The 18958-nt window shown below is 45.5% G+C and carries 7 protein-coding genes; all 7 read right to left on the bottom strand.

Translation table 11 applies throughout. The features are described 5' to 3' along the window. Nucleotides 1-9: 9 nt before the first annotated feature. From J6I44_RS14930 to J6I44_RS14900, 7 genes are read right to left on the bottom strand one after another with little or no spacing between them, the layout of a single operon-like run. Nucleotides 10-4425, bottom strand: a complete 4416-nt coding sequence (locus tag J6I44_RS14930; RefSeq protein WP_265766954.1) for an eCIS core domain-containing protein — start codon at nt 4423-4425, stop codon at nt 10-12. Nucleotides 4426-4441: 16 nt separating this feature from the next. Further along, on the bottom strand, nt 4442-5785 hold the full coding sequence (locus J6I44_RS14925) for an ATP-binding protein (protein WP_265766953.1): 1344 nt from the start codon (nt 5783-5785) through the stop codon (nt 4442-4444). Between the two features lie 4 nt (nt 5786-5789). Further along, the gene (locus J6I44_RS14920; RefSeq protein ID WP_265766952.1) at nt 5790-7370 is read right to left on the bottom strand and encodes a contractile injection system tape measure protein; all 1581 of its coding nucleotides are present in this window, start codon (nt 7368-7370) and stop codon (nt 5790-5792) included. A gap of 9 nt (nt 7371-7379) precedes the next feature. Further along, complete coding sequence (locus J6I44_RS14915) at nt 7380-11684, bottom strand: PKD domain-containing protein (protein WP_265766951.1); 4305 nt, start codon at nt 11682-11684, stop codon at nt 7380-7382. 4 nt (nt 11685-11688) lie between these two features. Then, nucleotides 11689-14808, bottom strand: coding sequence for a YegP family protein (locus J6I44_RS14910; protein ID WP_265766950.1), 3120 nt, complete (start codon nt 14806-14808; stop codon nt 11689-11691). Continuing rightward, nucleotides 14809-18537 (bottom strand): baseplate J/gp47 family protein, encoded by a 3729-nt coding sequence (locus J6I44_RS14905; RefSeq protein ID WP_265766949.1) that lies wholly within the window; start codon nt 18535-18537, stop codon nt 14809-14811. After that, complete coding sequence (locus tag J6I44_RS14900; RefSeq protein ID WP_265766948.1) at nt 18530-18943, bottom strand: GPW/gp25 family protein; 414 nt, start codon at nt 18941-18943, stop codon at nt 18530-18532. The genes J6I44_RS14905 and J6I44_RS14900 overlap by 8 nt, the downstream gene beginning before the upstream one ends. Between the last annotated feature and the right edge of the window lie 15 nt (nt 18944-18958).

Below are 18958 nucleotides of genomic sequence, written 5' to 3'. Positions count from 1 at the left end.
CCAAGCTCGTCAATTCCATTCAGTTTCTCCATAGAAATAAACCAACCGATCACCATTTTCATTGGTCTGGCTTTGCCAATTATTAATCATACCCTGCGTTATCCCAGGTATTTCTGTAACTTCGGCCCACGATTGAAACGGTATGTTAGCCATAATTTGATCAGCTCGGGCACTACCGATGCCAGGTAATTTCATTAATGCCTCTTCTGCATCAGATCCGGGATTATTTATAGAAAGACGAACTAATCTTCTTGGCTGAGTGACTCCATTACCATCCATCTCTACATTACTTGCGGTACTCAAAGGACTATCGACACTTCTGTCGGCAAGGGTGTCAAGGTTTTGACTTTTCAATCTATTTTCCCCGTTCTCAATTCTACTTTTCACATCATCAATGAGTTCTTTCTTTTCTTCTTCGGGTAAACTTGTTTCCTGGTAAATATCCCTCCAATTATTGTGACTATAGTCTTTACTGACGATCGTCTTCATTGCTTCTACATCTAATTCTAAATGATTTTCAATAACATTGACTACTTCTACCCTGTTTTCTTTGGGGGTCTTCTCTTCGGAGGTCGTATTACCGACATCTGCTAAGAAATTGGATTTAGTCGCTGACCCTTTACTGCCATACGTTCTTCCTTCCTCATGTCGATATTTATGGAGGTTGATCGCATAAGCAGAATCTGCCCTGTTCGCGGCCCGCTCTCTCATTCTATTTGCTCCTTCCACTCTGAACCATCTCATCCTCGCAGCTTCTTCAAATATGGCAGCCTGTGGTTGGTGGTCGGCCGTAAGATCATCCCCCGAGGGTTTAGGCATTGTACCATAGGTCCCTGTTATTCCTTCAAGTGCATATTTTTCGGCCATACCTCCTATATCTTCATCTGTACGTAAAAGCAGCCGCAGCCGGTCTGCAAGCTCAACCTCAGCCGACAACAACTCTTGCTGTTTTGCCCTAATCGTATCCTCATCAGCGTCATCTTGCTGAGATATAATATCCAACTCTTCAATAAGAGGTTTTACATTCTCATCCAGTATTTCTTTAGCAGCCTCCCAATGCCCCCGTTTTGTATCCGAACCGGATGTTTCTGACTCATAGAAATCTAAAAACTCTTCTACTGTTCTGGGAGTACTGGCCATCATCAGACGAGGCCTGTTATTTCCTTCCTCCACATATAGGGAATGTGATTCTCCCGATTCCGTACGAAAACGGGTTCTTCCACCAAAAAGATTGGCCACTGTATCCCTAACGGTCCCAGCAGCGGAACGAGCGGCATTGAGTACCGCTCCCCCCATCTGGATGGCCCGGTCAATGAGCCAGTCTATAGCCTGGTCTACCCGTTCTTGTACCGCTTCAATCATCTCACCTATACGGCGGCCAAGTCCACCCAGGCCTACCTGGTTCGCTAAAAAGCCTATTGCTATGGGCATAGCATTTCCTAAGGCTTCTTCCAGCTTATTAGCCGCCGGGTTAACATTTCCGCTTGCAATGGCGCGCACCCCATCTACAAAGCGATTAACGGTCTCCAGCATTTCCCTGAAATAGCGTACGAACGACTGTACAGCATTATAAAAAGCGATAAAACCGTTAACGACTGCCATAATACCTGTTGGATCCAGCATCGTAAGTAATTTGGCCGTAACCCGGTTAATAATACGTTCCATAATCCAGGATTTTATGCGATCGAGAACCATATCCCATAAATTGCTCAGCTGCTCCTGCACCCGCTCCCATATGGCTACCGGTCCACGTTCCATGACATCACGAACAAAGCTCCAGATACCTTGTACACGATCAATCATGCCCCGGAGACGTTCCATTCGTTCACGACCAATGCGCTCTCCTATCTTTTCAAAGATACGGTCGGCCGTAATTCCAAGTACATCCATCACCAATCCCAGGATAGACCGGAACGTAAGTTCTCGCGGAGGAGTAATCCCGGCTTCTTCCAATTCGCCAAATAACCAACCTGTTACCCCGTTCATAAGGTGCGTACCAATACGGTCAAAGAATTGGATAAAGCCTTGTTTGACGCCTAACATCAGATTCTTTATAAAGCCAATGGGGTCACGTTTAATCTGCTGAATGACCGACACTGTTTTTTGAAAAATGCTGGCTATCAGATCAGAGGGGAAATTCATGATCTGAAGGACGATTTCTATGATCTTCTTAATGACTTCAACCACAAAATTGAATAGTCGGCGTATCGGAGGACTAAATAAACGAACAATCCGGGCAAAGGCTTCGAACGGCTGAGCGATATCGTGAATTGAAAACGATCGCCATGCACTCATAAAAAGACCACGAATATATTCCCACGTAATATTAAGCCGGGCCAAAGCACCTTCCAACCAGCTGTTTAAGCGGGCAATAGCTCCCGTTTCTTTCATCTTCTCGAATTTTTCTTCCCCACCTTCCATCAGGCTCATAAATCCACGGACGATATTTTCGACATTTCGCTCAACCTGACGTCCTGTAAATGGATCTTTTCCCAAAAGAACGGTAATCAACGGATAGCCTCTGGTATTACGGGCAAAGGCAGACAGACGACTCAGCAATGCATCTTTTATAAACTTCAGAATCCTGCTTCCTACCTCCCACATGAAATCAGCCAGCTGGGTAAGCGGAGCTCTGAAGTTATTGTAGATTCTTCTAAAGGTGGCTATGGGATGCAGAAGGGTATTGATATCCGTAATGGCCTCCCAGATGCTAAGAAAAGCAGTTTTGAGACCCGTTGCTATATTCCTGATTCTGATGATTGATCTGTTAACCCAATTCGCCGCTCGCTGGAAGGAACCTGTTTCTTCCATTTGGGCCAGCTGCTCATCTCCATCCGGATGTAACCGAATAAAGCCTCGTAATATATTGGCGCCCGACCGTTCTACCTCTTCTCCTGTAATCGGATCTTCTGCCAGGATAACCCGCAGCAATGGATAGAAAGTGGGAGACTGTTGGTCTTTGATATAGTCTTTAACTTCTGTCTTAACGTAACTTTTAACGATCTCCAGGAACTTACTGGCTGCGTTACGGGCAAACTGAATAACCGCATTAATAGGAGTTGAAAATATTCTTAATAAATCCTCTAATGTACTGCGTGGGTTGCGGATATCAGTAATTGAAAGTCGATCCCAAAATCGGGAAAAGTTCCCGGCAATACGTGTTGGATTAAGTTCTTGCAGAAGAACAATTTGTTCATCTACCCAAGCAGCAGCTTCGGTAAGTGCTCCTTCACGTTCCAGCTTGCGTTTATACTCGGCTCCATTGGGAATGATATCCAGTCCGGCCTCAATAAAGTTACGACCATTCCGATCTACATGCTCTCCCGTGATAGGATCCTGCCCCAGTGCAACGGTAAAAAGCCGATACCCCCTCACATCTGCAATATGATCGCGAATCCATCCCATCAGCCAGTCTTTACCGGCTTCAAGACTATCTCCCACCCATTCAGCAGCATCGCTCACCCTATCGCCAACCCAGCTGGCCGCATCACTCAACCAAGATCGCTGTACTCTATTGTTATTGGAGGACGTTTGGGTGGCCTTCCCTTTCGTCTGTACAGCCGCTCCCTGCTGGATCGTATGTGTCAGTTCATGAGCTATCAGGTGCTTTCCACTGCTGGAATCCGGATTATACTTGCCCTCATTAAAATAGATATCACGTCCATGCGTAAAAGCCTGGGCATTAATGTTTTGACTAAGGTCAGCAGCCTCCCCTCCGGTATGGACTCTCACATTGCTAAAGTCTGCTCCAAACCGTGGTTCCATATAACTGCGTACCGAACCAGGAAGTGGATCTCCTGCCCCTTTGATAGCCGATAACGAACTCTCGAACGAACTGCCCGGTCTTGACGAGGCTGATTCCGAATCGCCTTTTCGCTGGAGTTCCTCTTCCTCCATCTCCCGGGCCTGTACCTCGGGTTCTTCCTCTTGTGATTTAGCTTGAATCTCCTCCTCTTCTCCGGCCTGCCGCTGAATATTCTCCTCTTCCAGCTCCTTCGCCTGCAGTTCCGGCTCTTCTTCCATGGACTTGGCCTGAATCTCTTCCTCCTCCATCGGCTGCATCTGCAGTTCTTCCTCTTCTTCAGCCTGGGTTTGAATCATCCGTGAGATGGTACCTACTATCGGTTTCGACTGGACAGATTCAGACCCAGGCTGGGCCATACTCATAACTCGATCAGCCTTGCTCTCCGCTTCTACTTCATATTTATCATCCGGCTGACCTACAGAAAGTTTTGCCTGAATAGCTGATATGCCCCCCGTATTCCCGTTTTGGATAACTCGCTGCAACGATGCCGTGTGATCATTACGGGCTTCTCTTTTGGTTTGTATCTTGGCCTCATCGTGCTGATTAGCCGCCTTCCGATGTACGTTTGCCGCCGACTTGGAGTCGCTGTCAGAGCTTGATTTGTGAGAAACGGAAAGCATAGCAAGATAATTTACGTTACAACGTTCGGCCCTCTTTCTGATATTCTTTTTTTATGCCCTGCCTGATGGCATCCTGGGTTATTCCCGAGGTTTGACTCTCTCCGTTATTCAATGCCATCAGTGAACAGTAACGCACCACATTCATAATAGAGGCCCCGGTTAACTCATACTCATCGGCTAATTTTTCTAAATTGACTGAATCATGGAATGTAATTTGTTCAGGAAAGGCATTTTTCCAGAGCTCAAGTCGCTCTTCTTTACCCGGGACTGGAAAATAAATGACCGACTGAAACCGACGGGTAAAGGCTTCATCAATATTGCTCTTCAGATTAGTTGCCAGGATGACCATTCCGGGATAATCTTCCATGCGCTGTAGCAAATACGAAACCTCCTGATTGGCATATCGGTCGTGGGCACTGCTTATTTCCGTACGTTTACCGAATAAGGCATCTGCTTCATCGAAAAAGAGGATCCATTGTTTATCCGAAGCACGATCGAATACCCGCGCCAGGTTTTTTTCAGTCTCTCCAATATATTTGGATACGGTAAGAGACAGGTCCACCCGGTACAACTCCTGTTCACTAATCTTACCTAAAAGCGAAGCAGTAAGTGTTTTGCCCGTGCCCGAAGGGCCATGAAAGAGGACCCGAAACCCGGGAAGAATACGTTTCTTCAATCCCCATTCGTCCATGAGCGTCTGCCCGTGTTTCAACCAGGCGGTCACTTCCTCAATTTGTTCCATCGTCGCTGGAGGCAATACTAAATCATCCCACGTTAAGGCAGTCTGGATCCGCTTGGCAGGAAAGTTTGTACTAAAAGTGGGTTTTGTCGTTTTGCCGGTGGTAAAGTGATCGACATAATCGCTATCCAGCTGTAGGGTTCCACTGAATAACGGCTCCTCTTCGGTCGACTGATCCAGGCTTAAAATATTTTTTTGGGCAAAAAGGTGATCCTGATCAAACAGGTAGTGATACTGAAATCGCTTCTTAAGGTCTCCCCCGCTCAATAAAAACATAGCCGTCTCTCCGGTAGGCAAAAAACCACTGTATTTTTTTCCCTTCAACCCACCAAACTCCGTAAAACCCCGATTGTAGTGTGCATTCTGGGTGAAAAAAATGTCTAAAATTTCGGGCCGAACATGGGGAATAAGACTAAGTAAAAGTGTAAGCCTTTCCGCTTTGTTGAGCTCAAAATCATCCAAAAAACGTGAATAATTGGAAACCTGTCCATTGAGCCGGGGCGGTTGTAATGCAAAAATATTATCAACCGCACATTCCTTGTCGAAATATATTTTGAAGCGAACATCCAGTACCTGTGAAAACCATTGGAGTTCTTTTTCTAAGTGCTCAGCATTCGACATATCATTACCTCCAGTTTACATATATAGGCTTTTCCATCCAGGGCAATCGTGCAACCGAAATGCCCCAGGGTAATTTATCCAGCAGCATGTCATATCCCTTGGATTCGACCTGTAACTGCCACTGGTCAGGCTGTTCAATAAGACGAGCATTGCGCTGGATAAAACTTTGCTGAAGCCCTTGCACAGAAGTGCTCTTTAATGCTTCCCATCGGTTGATAACAGCATTTAAAAGCTCATCCGCCTCTTCAATTTCATTGTCAGAAAATTCAACCTTAGCTGAAAAGGGACGTTCTATGGGATAGCCACAAAGCACCTTATTAAACACCATCACATATTCATAAGTAGATTGCTCTCCACTTGCCAGGTACTGCAACATGTGGATGGCTTTCACCCGTGATGCCTGATCTATAAATTGTCGGTCAGCAATAAGTTCAAGACTACGGAAAAACTTTGGTAAAAAAGGCCACAACAAAATGAGTCCGCCGTTAGTAATGTAAAATGAATCTTTTTCCTTGCTTTCAGATTTCTGTTTCTTGGCGGATGATTCCTCTTCACCAGCGCCTATTCTATCTGCTATCTTTTGACTAATCTCTTCTTTCAAGACTTCAATTTCCCGGGATGATAACCCCTTATTTTTTATTCTTCTCAGGTAACCGTCTGCCTGTTTGAGATCAGATAAATCTGATAACGCTTCTTTCATATCATCTGGCGCCCCCTCCTCTCTTAAGATTATCAAAAGATGATATAGTACTATAATTTCCTTAACTGAATCCACCAATAAATTGCCTTGCAATAACTTAATGTTATTAAATGATTGATCTATCCGGTGCAATAGTTGTTCCTCATCTCCCCGATCTACAAAAGGTTCAAAAAAAAGCTTCAGCATATCGACATTTGCTGCCTTTTCACCAACGGTAGCTAATCGCACATTTTTTAGTCCGGCCCGTACCATTTCGATATTGACGCCTGCTTCAATCAAGATTTTTTTAAGCTGTTCATAATTTTCAGTCTCGGTGAGAATGTCACTGCTTAATTTTTCAAATTGACCTCCATTCAACAGGTGGATTAACCGCTTTCGCACATTAGGGTTACTTCCATTTTTGTTTAAAAAATCAGCCAGAGTAGTTTTATTTTCTCTCAATATCATCTCATACAATTCGCCCGGATCTTTGAGGATCCGATCATCCGAATGATCGGAGACAAACCAGGGATAGCTCCCCGTTAGCAGATAATGGCGAAAGACTTCCCAATAGAGCTCTTCCTTTGAAAATTGTTGGACTTCCCTTTTCTCTTGACCGTCTGTGTGTATCAAGTCAGGCATTTTCCGTTTAACCTGCTTTTGAAGCTTCTCCATAAATTGAGCAGCCAATCGGTCTTCTGGTAAAGCCCCCAGGTCAAGCTGCAAGCGATCAATGACAATCGTCTGATCCCCTGGTACTTGATCAAAAAGATCATCCAGCATCGCTTTCAGCTTTTGCTCCACCAACTGGCTGATCTTCTCCTGCATCTCATGGGCCTGCTCCGGACCCGATACTTCCAGCTCAATTCGTAACCGGTCGACAATATGTGTTTGTTCATTTTTCATTTTGATGGTTTAAAGCTCATTTTCCAGCTGTTCGAGCAGGGCGACCAGCTTATCCTTTCCTTCATTTTCTGCATTCTGTTTGACCTCAGCAACTTTTTGAGCCAGCTCGTCATTCGGATCAACCGTTACCCCTAACTCTTTCAACTGTTTAAGTTGCTCAACACACTTCATCAGCAGTTGGCCCATCTTACTTTCGGCAGAGATATCTTTCTGTTGATGATCGATGATATCAAGCAGCTGCCGCAGTTCCATTTCATAGTAACCATACAGATACGCCACAAACTGCTCATTGCCATCCTGAGCCATGGCTGCCGTGCGGCTAAATGCCTCTGAGAGACGCTTGCCATAGATAGCCGCAATCTCATCGTTTCGCTCACCGGCTATATATTGCTGTTTGATTTCCTCATCCTGGATCCCCTCTTTTATCGACAACAGGTTATTCTTCAGCCTCTCGTACAGCGGGTTGCCCTCTTCAAATATTTCGTTATCCATTTCTGGATTTCTGTGCCCGTCTACTTCCTCCAGCATACCATCAATATCAACAAAACCTTCCTCCTGGCCAGCAAAATCAATGAAAACAGATCGTTTGATTACATCCATACAACCGTTTTCAAACTTAACTTGCATGGTGATTGTATGAGCTTCCCCGGTATCCCTGAAGGTATGTTCGGGCTCTTGTACATCATACGTCTTTCCGTCTATAACCCATTTTACGACTTCTCCACTGCCCGTCCTGGAAAGCTTAACTTGCGCAATCGCTGCTCCCTGTTCTATATATTCAATCTCAAAATCTGCGGTTGGCACCTCAAGAATCCGTACCTCCATCGACTCTCCTGCATATCCCAAATTATAGGTACCCGGTTCGTACTGACCGGGAGCCAGAAAACGCTCATTGTTTCCACCTACAATCACGCCGCTGTTATCACCGGTTATAGGTCTGCCTGCGGGTTTTGTGACAAATCGATACGGATCATCATTTTCACAGAGCCAATAAATACCATCAACGATTCGTGCTTTCAACAGACGGAATTCTACCTCGACCTCCTGCGGAATGTCCACCTCTTTGATAGCCTCATCCGAACAATCAAATTTCGAAGCTTTCAGTGTTACCACGGCCACTTCATTATCAAAATCCCGATAGGTATGCACTGGATTTTCTTCGGTAGAAGTAGCTCCATCACCAAATTTCCATTCATAAGATTGCCCGCCGGTTGATTTATTTGTAAAGGATACTTCTACAGAACCGTCATCGAGCGTCTCGACCTCAAACTCAAAATCAGCCTGGGGATTGAATATCTTGGCGTTATAGACCACCGTTTGATTATTTACACGATAGGTAAATTGAATGTCTTCCCCTTCTGTGACGACTTGCGAGGGAATGAAAAACCATTTTTCCCCTTCTTTTACCACACCACCGCCTTTACTTTCCACTACCCCTCCTTCTGGATGTACCGTAAAGGGGTATTTCGTTTCATCTTTTTTACAGAACTGAAATTTAGGCAGCGAAAAGCTCAGTTGCGAAATTACCATCGTTGCCAGCTCCGGGCAATCGCTCTTACACAAATACGGCAGGGCAAAATCGGCCACCACCACATTGTCCGGTGGACGTTCATCCACTTCGGCTTCGGGCAGGACCCGTATTTTATCCGTAATGCCTTTATTAAGCTTGGTCCATTTATCCGGATCAATTCCAATGCCTTGTTCCTCGGAGACATGTCGCAGCTCTTTTAACAGAATTTTTACCTGGCTGTCGATTTCTTTTTTATCTGCGAAGGTGAACTGTTCCTTTTTCCGAATACCGGTACGCCCCGAAATTCTTCGAATGCGTTCCATATTTCCAATATTCACTTCCGTTGCGACAGGAAGAGCCGAAGCCTCTATTTGCACATCCCTATCCAGAGGTTCTTCATTGCGATCGATATACACCAACACAAATGTTCCACCTTTGGGCACGCCTGCCATGTGTTCCATTCCCGAATGTCTTTTCGCAAAATTCGAAAATAGATTCATCTGTTGGGCCTTCTCAATCCGGTCCCGATAAATTCGGTAGAGTTCCTTCAACTTCTTAATGCTGCAGCTATATATCAGCTTGTCCAGGCGGTATATGATAATCTGCTCTTTGCCCTCCAGCTGCTCTCGATTCTCTTCACTTTCCTTCAGCTGCTTTTTATATTCTTTGGCCGTTTGAATGACCCGATCATAGGCCGCCTCTATCTCATCTATCTCAATATCTTCCAGCCTTTTGGGAAGCAGTTTAAGCAGCTTTTGGATGTTGTTGGCCAGCTGGGCCGGTTTCAAAAACAGGTAAATCCATATTTTGGGATCGATATTGAATACCGTTGGGTCAATATTCAATGCCAAATCCAGAATCTGCTGCTCTCCTTCTTTTCGCGCTGCCAGGCTGTCGTAGATATAACCGAAGGTATTTGGATTAGACTCCTTTGGATAACGACGCGTCCCCGTTATCGGAGAATCATACGTATTTATTTCTTCGGTATGAAATCCTGCTATCCCGGGGTCGGCCCAGAATTCTTCTCCAAGATTTGCCATACCTATACTGCCCCCGCCTGTACTCTCCTCCTCTTCCGCAGATTCTTTTTTAACTTCAAGGCCTCTGAAAAACTTCATCTGCTCGTCGAGCAAACAGTTGAGTTCCGTTTTAAAGGTTTCATAAAGTTCCTGTAAATCTTCAAATCGGCATTCATACGAAACCTTGGTATTAGTAAAAGTTTGGCTTAGCTTCACTCCCACGACCTTAACAGGCACGTTGATCCGGTTTTGCAAATTCTGTAATTCCCCCAACACACGCTCATAATTTCGGCCAACGTGCCCCTCAATCCGCAAAAAAGGACGACTATCATAATGATGCATCGCCGCCTCTACCTGGGAACGTCCTGCATACTCATCAGCATGATAGGATGGAATCAGCTCATATTTATTAAGCCGCGTCTTCTGGTAATTCCATAACCGGAGTAAGGTTGCAACCTTGTCTACATTGTAATAATAAGGGATTGATCGGGTGCTAAGGGGATCAGCAGACGTTTTGCTGGGCGTAATGCGAATCTCGTCATCCTCTTCCATATCGACTTCGAACTGCTCAATCATATTAACAAGTCGCTTGTGAAGGTGCCGTGCCTCCCTTTTAAGATCTCGATGACCATCAAGAATGGGGCTCGGCTGGAAATAGTGCCGGTAAGCAGATCGTTTATTTTCTTGTTGTCCCGTTCCCAAATAATCAAGCATCAGGTGGCGGGGAAAAAGTTCTGGATTAGGCCGACATACGGCAGCTATTTCACAGGCGGCTTCTCTAAATTCATCATAGGCATCAACCAGATCTTTCAGGAAATCATATGCATACTGAATCGCCGTAGGTTTAAACCGAACTTCATCCCTAATACGCTTAAAAAGGCCATTTTCTGTTTCTGTATCGTTATTAAAATCCGGGAAAGGATGGCTTTCATAAGTCTCAGCCAAGACGGGTCTGAAAGATTCATAGCTTTTATGCAGTGCTTTGCCCACGCGTACCGAGGCTTGTTCTATAATTCGATGGTAATCGTTTGACAGTTCTTTAAAACTGGTATAGTTCAGCAGGGAAAGATTCTCATCCTCATAATATCCCAGTCGCTCCACATAAGGGTCGTCCAGGCTCTGGCAGGCGCTAATCGCATCCACATAGCCGGCTCTACCGGGGAGCGCTTCAATAATCTCGTCCAAATCTGTTTTCTTGATTAATAGTTTTCGCCAGACGAAGTTTCGTTGAATCCCATTTTCATCGCAGTCATCACCGAAGCAGTCTTCCAGATCTTCATCATTCATCTCCAGGTAAAGCAACACGCAATAGTTGCTAAACTTAATAGCCTCTTCGGTATCTTCGTCGATAACCGTTCCATCTGATCCCAGGTTAATCTCAAACATATCCGGGGCCGGCGCTTCTCCTTCTTCCTCCTCAACTTCTATCAATTCCCAAAGCCTTATCTGTTCTCCCTCATTACCTTTAAAGGGTGGATATATTCCGGCTTCATTTTCCCCTGGTGCAGGTTCAATGGTACCGGGATCCGTATAGTTTCGGATATACGTGCAGCTTGCTCCCGGAAAACTTGCCAAATAACCGCGCGAGGTCACGCCCACCCCTTCGGTAATTTCAATGGTACTCAAATCCGGCGTTTTCACCTCCAATCCACAAACAATTCCAATACCGCTCAGATGTGTTCGGCTTACCCGGTCTTGCTCATCAAGGTAAGCTCTCAGATCATTCAAATTTTTAGCGGTAAGTACCTGATCCCCTTCGAATATATTATAAAGTTGACTATCCATTGGTTTACTCCGGTTTAAATGTTCCTAATGCCGTATTATCAAGCAACAGAGGATTCTCTCCCTCCTCTTCATCACAATCGTGTAGTGTAGCCACAGGATAGACGCTTCGTATTTTCCTCATCACGTCTATCAGATGATTCAATGCCTCCGATGAATCTTCGGATGGCTGTGCATTTGCCTCCAGCCATGCCTTATAGGCGCTTTCAAACTGTTCAATATCATTTTTATCAGCCCAGCAGATTTTCAGATGAACATGAGCCGGGGCTTCGCGTCGAGCGGTCTGTTCAAAAAAGCGGCGGAATGCTAAATTGTCGAATCGGTCGGGCCAATAGGGAACTATGAGCGAAGCCCTAAAAGAATACGGGTCCCTGAAGCCCGGACAATCGGTACAGTCTTTGCTTACACAGATGGGTAAAGGGTTGTCCTCTTTCGATTCGGGCCGCAGCAGGATGTGCTCCACCAGAAAGAAACCTTCCTGGTCGCATTCCCCTTTCAAATTGGCAATCATTTCCTGGATGGCTTCTTCCCGTTCAAACTCATACTCGAACATGGGACTGGTTCCAATAATCTGACCATTGACAGCCTTCAGATTAAAATAGTAGCGGTTATCGCTGGACTCCTTTCGCTCGTAATACTGGCTATCCGTTCCGTGGGTCTTAACCGATTCAATGCCATTGTCCCGATTGGCCTTTGTGGTATATCCCTCACTTCGAAGCACAATGTCGCCCCCTTGGTTTCGGAGCCGGAACCACCACTCACCCGTTTCCTCATTTTTAAAGGGCTCAAACAATTCATCCACCGGTTTACAGAGCAGGCTTCGACGATTATAATGTTCGATGCCCAGCAGCTTGCTCAACCGTTTCACAAATCCGGATACATTATCCGTATTCCAAAGTTCTTCTCCGGCGGTATAATCAAACGCCTTGCCGCGCTGGCCAGAAATAGATGGATAATCCGCGAGAAATTCTTCTTTGTCATGAATGAGCTCATCTGGCCCTCTGCTTTCGCCGTTTTCTCCTTCGCCGGCAATCTTGTACATGAGCAGAACATAATCGGAAAAAGATTCACCAAAACGTGCTATCAGATGATCCAGAAATCGATTTCTGCGATCTTCGAAGGTGGACGCCTTTTCTACAATTTCATCCAACTCTTTTACTATATGCGAGGAACTCTCGTCATGGATTCCCGTTTTTTTCTTATAGTTGACCCATTTTTCCTTAAAAGTGCTATAATCATCCAAGTCAACAGACGCCTCCCCTGATATTTCATCAATGAAATCTTTAACAACCTGGTAATATCGCGGGGATTCATCTTCAGCAAAAAGCACCCTCTGTCCCGGATCATCAGAAGGAAAAGAAAATTCCTCGGGTAAGTCGTAAAGCATCTGGTAAAAGTAGGTGCTGTTGGAATCAGAACTGAATGAAAACAGGTTCTTTACATTCGCCAGCTGCGCCAGATAATTGGCCAAAATCTGATCATAGAATGCCAGATAGGCTTTTAATTGCTTGGCCTGAGCTCGCCGCATTTCCGTAATGGATCCGGAAATGCCCTTGCTGCTAACACCATAAGTGGTTGGCAACTCCTCTTGGATGGAGGTATAACCTGCCACTTGCCGGCTGGTTCCTACAGGCACCGGAAAGTCATGATCCGCTAATTTTGCTCGCTTCGCTTTGCGCTCACTGAGTTCTAATTCCCGCAAATACTTTTCTACTCCCGATTCATCGGCGGTATAAGGTATATTATCTTTATAAAAGACAATATCCGATTTGTCGATCTGTAGTCTCGGGAAACGGTCTTTCCCAATTTCCAAGCACCATTCCACTTTATCATTAAGAGTCTCTCCCTGGTACATGCTGGCCAGAATGATATTTTTGACCGCCTTCACACCTTCAATATCCATGATGATATTCACCAGATCCGAAACATAAATTTTGCCATCGCCATGGCCTTCTGGCTGATCACTACATAATACATTCATGGCTGATTCCTCCAGCTCTCGATCATCGATAAACCCATGGTCCAGTGGGGGCCCGTTGAAAATATTTTCGGTTGGAATCTCTCGCTCCAGCATTTCTTCCAGGGTATAAAACTTAACCCGCGGTGCTATATGATTTCTTAGTCGATAGTAAAGGTCGGCCAGTATTCTTTCTATTTCGGCATCAGCTGCAACGGCTATATCAGCACAGATACCGATCTCCTCAATGTCAATACCGGTAAATTCCTCGTAATCTTCACAGAGGTTCCGATGTTGATGCAGCCGGTTTTCGGCGGTCTGGGCAATAAACAATGCACGTTTTAACTTACCGGAATAGGTCTGGATTATTTTCTCGTCGGCAATACGATCTTCAAGCAGTGTAGTATCACTTATCGCCTTTTCGGTCTTAATCCATCCCTGCAGCTCAAGCGTCTCCTCACCGGCTTTCATGCGTATGGTTGTCTCAAAGGAGACGTGATCTATATCAACGATATTCGCAAGTTTAACCCATTGAATCTGATCAGGGACCACGCCCGCCTTTTTCCAGCGCCCCCAGTCTGGCAGGCCGATAATCATCTTCGATTTTGCCTGGTCGCTTTCCTCTGGATCGAATAGCGGTATTTCGTACTGAAATTGATTGAGATCACCATATTTCGGATCCGCTGTAAGCTCTAGCGTTACCGAATAAAGTCCCCGAAGTTTCAGCAGCTCCAGGTTTTCATCCGATTCATACACCAGCTGGCTGTTTTTGCAATCCAGGTAAAGCGGGGGCGTGATATCTTCCATTGGTTTTAGCCACGCATTTTTTATCCCTTCCACATCAATCAACAGTTTACGAAAATCTCGGATCGTCACCGGATTGCAGGTCAAAATTTCACGGGCCGTGTAGAACTGGTTTTCCCTGGATGGTGATGGAACCGATTCATCGGCCAGTAAGTCCGCAATATCGTAGGAAGTTCGTTGTCCCAGGTCCGTTATGGCATAGCAGAGGAGCTCCAGCAAGGTAATCCCGGGATCGTGCACATTGTAATCAGTCCATATACCGCTGGATAATTTTTCAATGTGCTTGAGTCCCAATTCCCGCAGACGTTCATAATCCCTGCTCAGGTCGAGCTCTTCGGATTTTGATATTGTTATAGATTCTTCCATCTATGATACACAGCTTGAAACGTTATTAATCGTATGTTTGTGGTACGAAGCCAGTACGGATCGCGCTTCACTGGCGGTAATTTGATTCACATCCTTTGCTTTGAGACTTCCTTTCACATAATGATCCATCCTGAAATCAGTAATAAAATCGACATACGACCGCTCCTCAATAAAATTCAGAATGACCGATTTATGGATGCTCCCACCAAACGAAATCTCCTCGCCCTCTTGAAACGCCCAGGGAGAGAGAAAAGCCGTTATTTCCTGCAGCAACTTCTTACGATAAAACCCTTCATCCGTGCCGGAAATAAACTCTACATAAAATGACACTTTAACTTGCTCAAAAAGTGGATTCATGACCTTTAACCTTTGAGCGGCAAAGACGGAAATCTTCTTTTTCAGATAGCATTTAATTTCTTCCAGCAAGTTCAGGCTCACACGCGGCTCCAGCAGGTTGAAAGCATTTTTGTTTCTCAAGTCCGGTATCACGATAACAGTCACATAACCCGGAGCAAATTCCGCATCCATGGTGTTACCTCCACAGGTCAATCCATAGGTACTATGGTTAATACATTTGGCTTTATACACCGATGGAAATTGTTGTAGGATGAGCCGCTCATAATCCCAGACGCTAATGCCACGGTCTTTATGGCGGAGCCGCTCGTTGACCCTCCGATAATATTCTGCATCCCGTTCGGCCACCTTCCCTCCTTCTGAGGCATAGGGCTGCTCAATCTTTTTGACCGCAGCCTCCTTGACTTTTAATTTACCAATCGTACTGGCAGGCAAAGCATTATCAAGAAAACCTGGATCATTTTCTTGATCCATAAATGATGCCGCCAAGGCCTGCGCTTTTATATCAATTACCTTACACAAGGCGGCAGCATTCTTGCTGACAGCGGCTTTTATCCAGTGCTGGTTACCCGGCAGTATTTTTGTGTCGGTGGTGGCGTCATTGGGAATGCTAAATCGCAGGATTCCCGAATCCAGCAGACCATTGGTCTCGTCTTTTACGATATCCTCCGGCTCGAACAACTTCCATCCCTCTTCGGAAAGATAGAACCAATGAATATCCGGTGGTATTAACAATGGATCTCCACTCCCCTCCGCCACTTTAACCAGCAGCGAAATCTGCTGAGGCGGTTGCAGGCCAGAAATACCAATATAAAACTCACCGGTATGACTAATATCTCCCCCAGCTTCCCCTGCATGTTTAAACTGAGGAAGCAGAGAGATTCCTTCCTGTGTTCCTTTGCCCTCGTACACCTTCAGGGTTCCAAAGGGATAGATATGATAGAGCTGATCGGCTGAAGTACCGGCACTTTCATCCGTACTGTTGAAGGTTACATGAGCGGAGTAGTCCAACTCGATGCTTTTAATCTTTGGAGTGTAGGGCTCAACGGGCACTTCATCCTCATCTTTATCCTGAAGCTGTTTCATTAGCAGCCTTGGATAAAAACTATGGCCAAAAGCACTCTCCGGTGCATCAAGCAAAACACGGATAAACCCCCGGTTCAAACTCACATCATAAGCGGAAAATTCCTCAGCATAGGATTCCCATCCGATAGAAAATTTGGGTGACCCCTTTTCGGAACTCCCGATTAAATAATACCCCCCCTCCTCAGACTCGCCAGGAAATTTATTGGGGAATAGATCAATGACTTCCCCTGCGTTACTCCAGCTTCCATTTTCAAGTATCTCGACCTTTGCTTTAAACTCATCATTGGAAATACCTTCTTCATATTTGGGATCTATCATATTCCCCTGAGAGTTATAATTGTAATAATTCTCAAGTCTTTCATTAGGATAATCATGCCATCGCACCCGGACCGACAGGCTATCCAAATTCTTTGCAAACACTTCCCGACTCCCGATATAAAAGGCTGCACCTTTAGCCGGTGAAGGCCCAAAGGGTTGAAAAGGTTTTGCAGGGTCGAGCGTCCCCAACTCGTTTTGAAGAACTAACTGTTTAACACCTTGCACCGAAGCGGAAAGGTTAATTGTATCAACTTGAGTTTCCTTAAGAAATCCATAGGCATAGGTATGTGCTTCTCTTCTGTTTGCAAGCGTTACCTTCAATATCGGATTCGAAGTCTCATAACCAAGTCCATGAACTTCCCTGTTATATGCAGCGATTGCAGGTGCGGCGGGTACAACTGTAAATTTGATCGTATAAGTCGATCCGACTCTTTTAATAGTCGGTGTAACGTCGAATTCCTGAAGGTTAACCCATCCCTCCGGACCTGTAGCATAAACCTTTAACAAATCCGAATACTCAATTCCCTCATCCAGTTTTGGGGCTTCAACCCCGGATGCAGTATTTATTTTAATAGTGATTATGCGCCGGCCTTCCGCCAGTTCAAGCACCGGTGACGACAGTGCAAAACCCACCGAAGAAAACTGCATAGTGGCTTCGGCTTCTGACAGATATTCCCTTTCCACATCTTCACTTTCTGTGGACTGGGATTCCCCGAAGACCTTCCAACCCTCGGCAGGGTTCTCGAGCTCCGTACCTAATCCATCCTGAGAGTTTGCAACCGGCTTATCATAAATACGAAAGTCATCCGTCCCATCAATATAAATGGATTTTAACTGTTCTACCGTCGCCTTATTTAGAACGACGTCTTCGGTGGCCCGGTATAATACTTCTTTCCCTGCCTGATCTTTTCCCGCCTTAAAGAGAGTGCCCTCATCTATCTTGTGACCATCAACATGTTTAGCCAGCTCGATGATAAGATGAACCTGATCGGGAACGGCTTTATTTCTGGCGAGCTGCAGAACTCGTTCATAGTAAAAATCCAGATGCCGCCTGGTCAGCGTGTTCATCTGATCCTGAGCGTGTCGGAAAAGCCGGAAGAAGGTCACCAAGAGTCCCATATGCGGCTCATGAGCTGAAAAACGCTCTAAGGCATCTTCCACAAATTCTGGCACCTGCTGCCTGGTAGTCTGAAGTGCGCTAATAAACGTCAAAATGAGGTCCTCCACTTCCGGGAGGCCTTCTCTTACTCGCGCCTGGACGGTTCCCGAGTCAGCTTCATAGATTGAGCTGTCACTGGCAATGGTATCCTCATAAAACGCCTGCCAGCTCATTTCCTCAGCGCCTTCTACCGCAGGGTCAATCCATATTGAATGTAAAGATTGGTCCTTGAGTTCTGGGAGCGATATTAGGGACAACCCACCTTCCATTGAATACTCATAGCTTTCATCCACCAGGTCCGTACCGACCAGAGCTCCTTTATAATATGCAATGGTTTTGTGTAGTGCCGGACGGAGGTCGGCGGTAATCAACCGGCGGAGATGGGCATGAAACTGATAGCCCTCTATCGACTCCCTAAACCACCGGTCAATTTCCACGGCCAGGGTAGCAATGAGATCAAACAGAGTTTTAAAAGCTTTCCGTACCTCCTGATAGGATGCACCGTCTTCTTCAATTTCCCGCTGCATGGCATCCATACAATCGATATACTGGTCCGGATTTTCCTCGGTAAGTAAAACAATTATAGAGGTCATATCCCGTTCAAAGAAAGGTTGCCAATCGCCCTGTGGACTGTCCCCCGGACCATAGTACTGCAACAACTCAGCATAGTGGTTGACAAAACGAAGCAAGTCTGCCAAGGTGCGTTCATCTACCTTAACATAATCAGGATCCAGTGCTTCCGGCGTCCGCTTCTTTTGGCTTACTCCGTCCCGAACAAGTGGATTTTGATATGTACAGTTACGTTCAGCCATTGTCTATTTCTGTTCCTTCTTCGATATAAAATGGATACACAAAATTAAAACGAGAATTGGTCCCTTTAATCTCATACTCAATAGTTATGTCAATTCGTCCTTCGGTTTCGATAGGTTCCAGGTATAGCTGGAGCAATCGTATGCGGGGCTCAAAATAGAGTATTGCATCCCGGATGATTTCCCGCATATAACTTTTCATGGAAGTATCGATGGGCTCAAACAGAAACTGCTGCAGGTCGCAACCGTAGCGTGGTTGCATGACCCGCTCACCGATCATTGTCGTAAAAAGAATCTGAAGGCTGCGGTTGATATCCTCAGCATCAGAAGTCATTTGCACCCCACCCTTTCCCCTGTTAAAGGTGGGAGGAAAACTCCATCCGGTGCCTAAAAAATTTTTCTCTGCCATAGTTTGTCCTCTTTA

The organism is Fodinibius salsisoli, assembly GCF_026229185.1.
GTDB classification, from domain to species: Bacteria; Bacteroidota; Rhodothermia; order Balneolales; family Balneolaceae; genus Fodinibius; species Fodinibius salsisoli.
This window is presented reverse-complemented; position numbering and strand designations above follow the sequence as displayed.

Coding starts and splice junctions, on each gene's coding strand:
- J6I44_RS14930 (WP_265766954.1), bottom strand. CDS start 4,425: ATGCTTTCCGTTTCTCACAAATCAAGCTCTGACAGCGACTCCAAGTCG.
- J6I44_RS14925 (WP_265766953.1), bottom strand. CDS start 5,785: ATGTCGAATGCTGAGCACTTAGAAAAAGAACTCCAATGGTTTTCACAG.
- J6I44_RS14920 (WP_265766952.1), bottom strand. CDS start 7,370: ATGAAAAATGAACAAACACATATTGTCGACCGGTTACGAATTGAGCTG.
- J6I44_RS14915 (WP_265766951.1), bottom strand. CDS start 11,684: ATGGATAGTCAACTTTATAATATATTCGAAGGGGATCAGGTACTTACC.
- J6I44_RS14910 (WP_265766950.1), bottom strand. CDS start 14,808: ATGGAAGAATCTATAACAATATCAAAATCCGAAGAGCTCGACCTGAGC.
- J6I44_RS14905 (WP_265766949.1), bottom strand. CDS start 18,537: ATGGCTGAACGTAACTGTACATATCAAAATCCACTTGTTCGGGACGGA.
- J6I44_RS14900 (WP_265766948.1), bottom strand. CDS start 18,943: ATGGCAGAGAAAAATTTTTTAGGCACCGGATGGAGTTTTCCTCCCACC.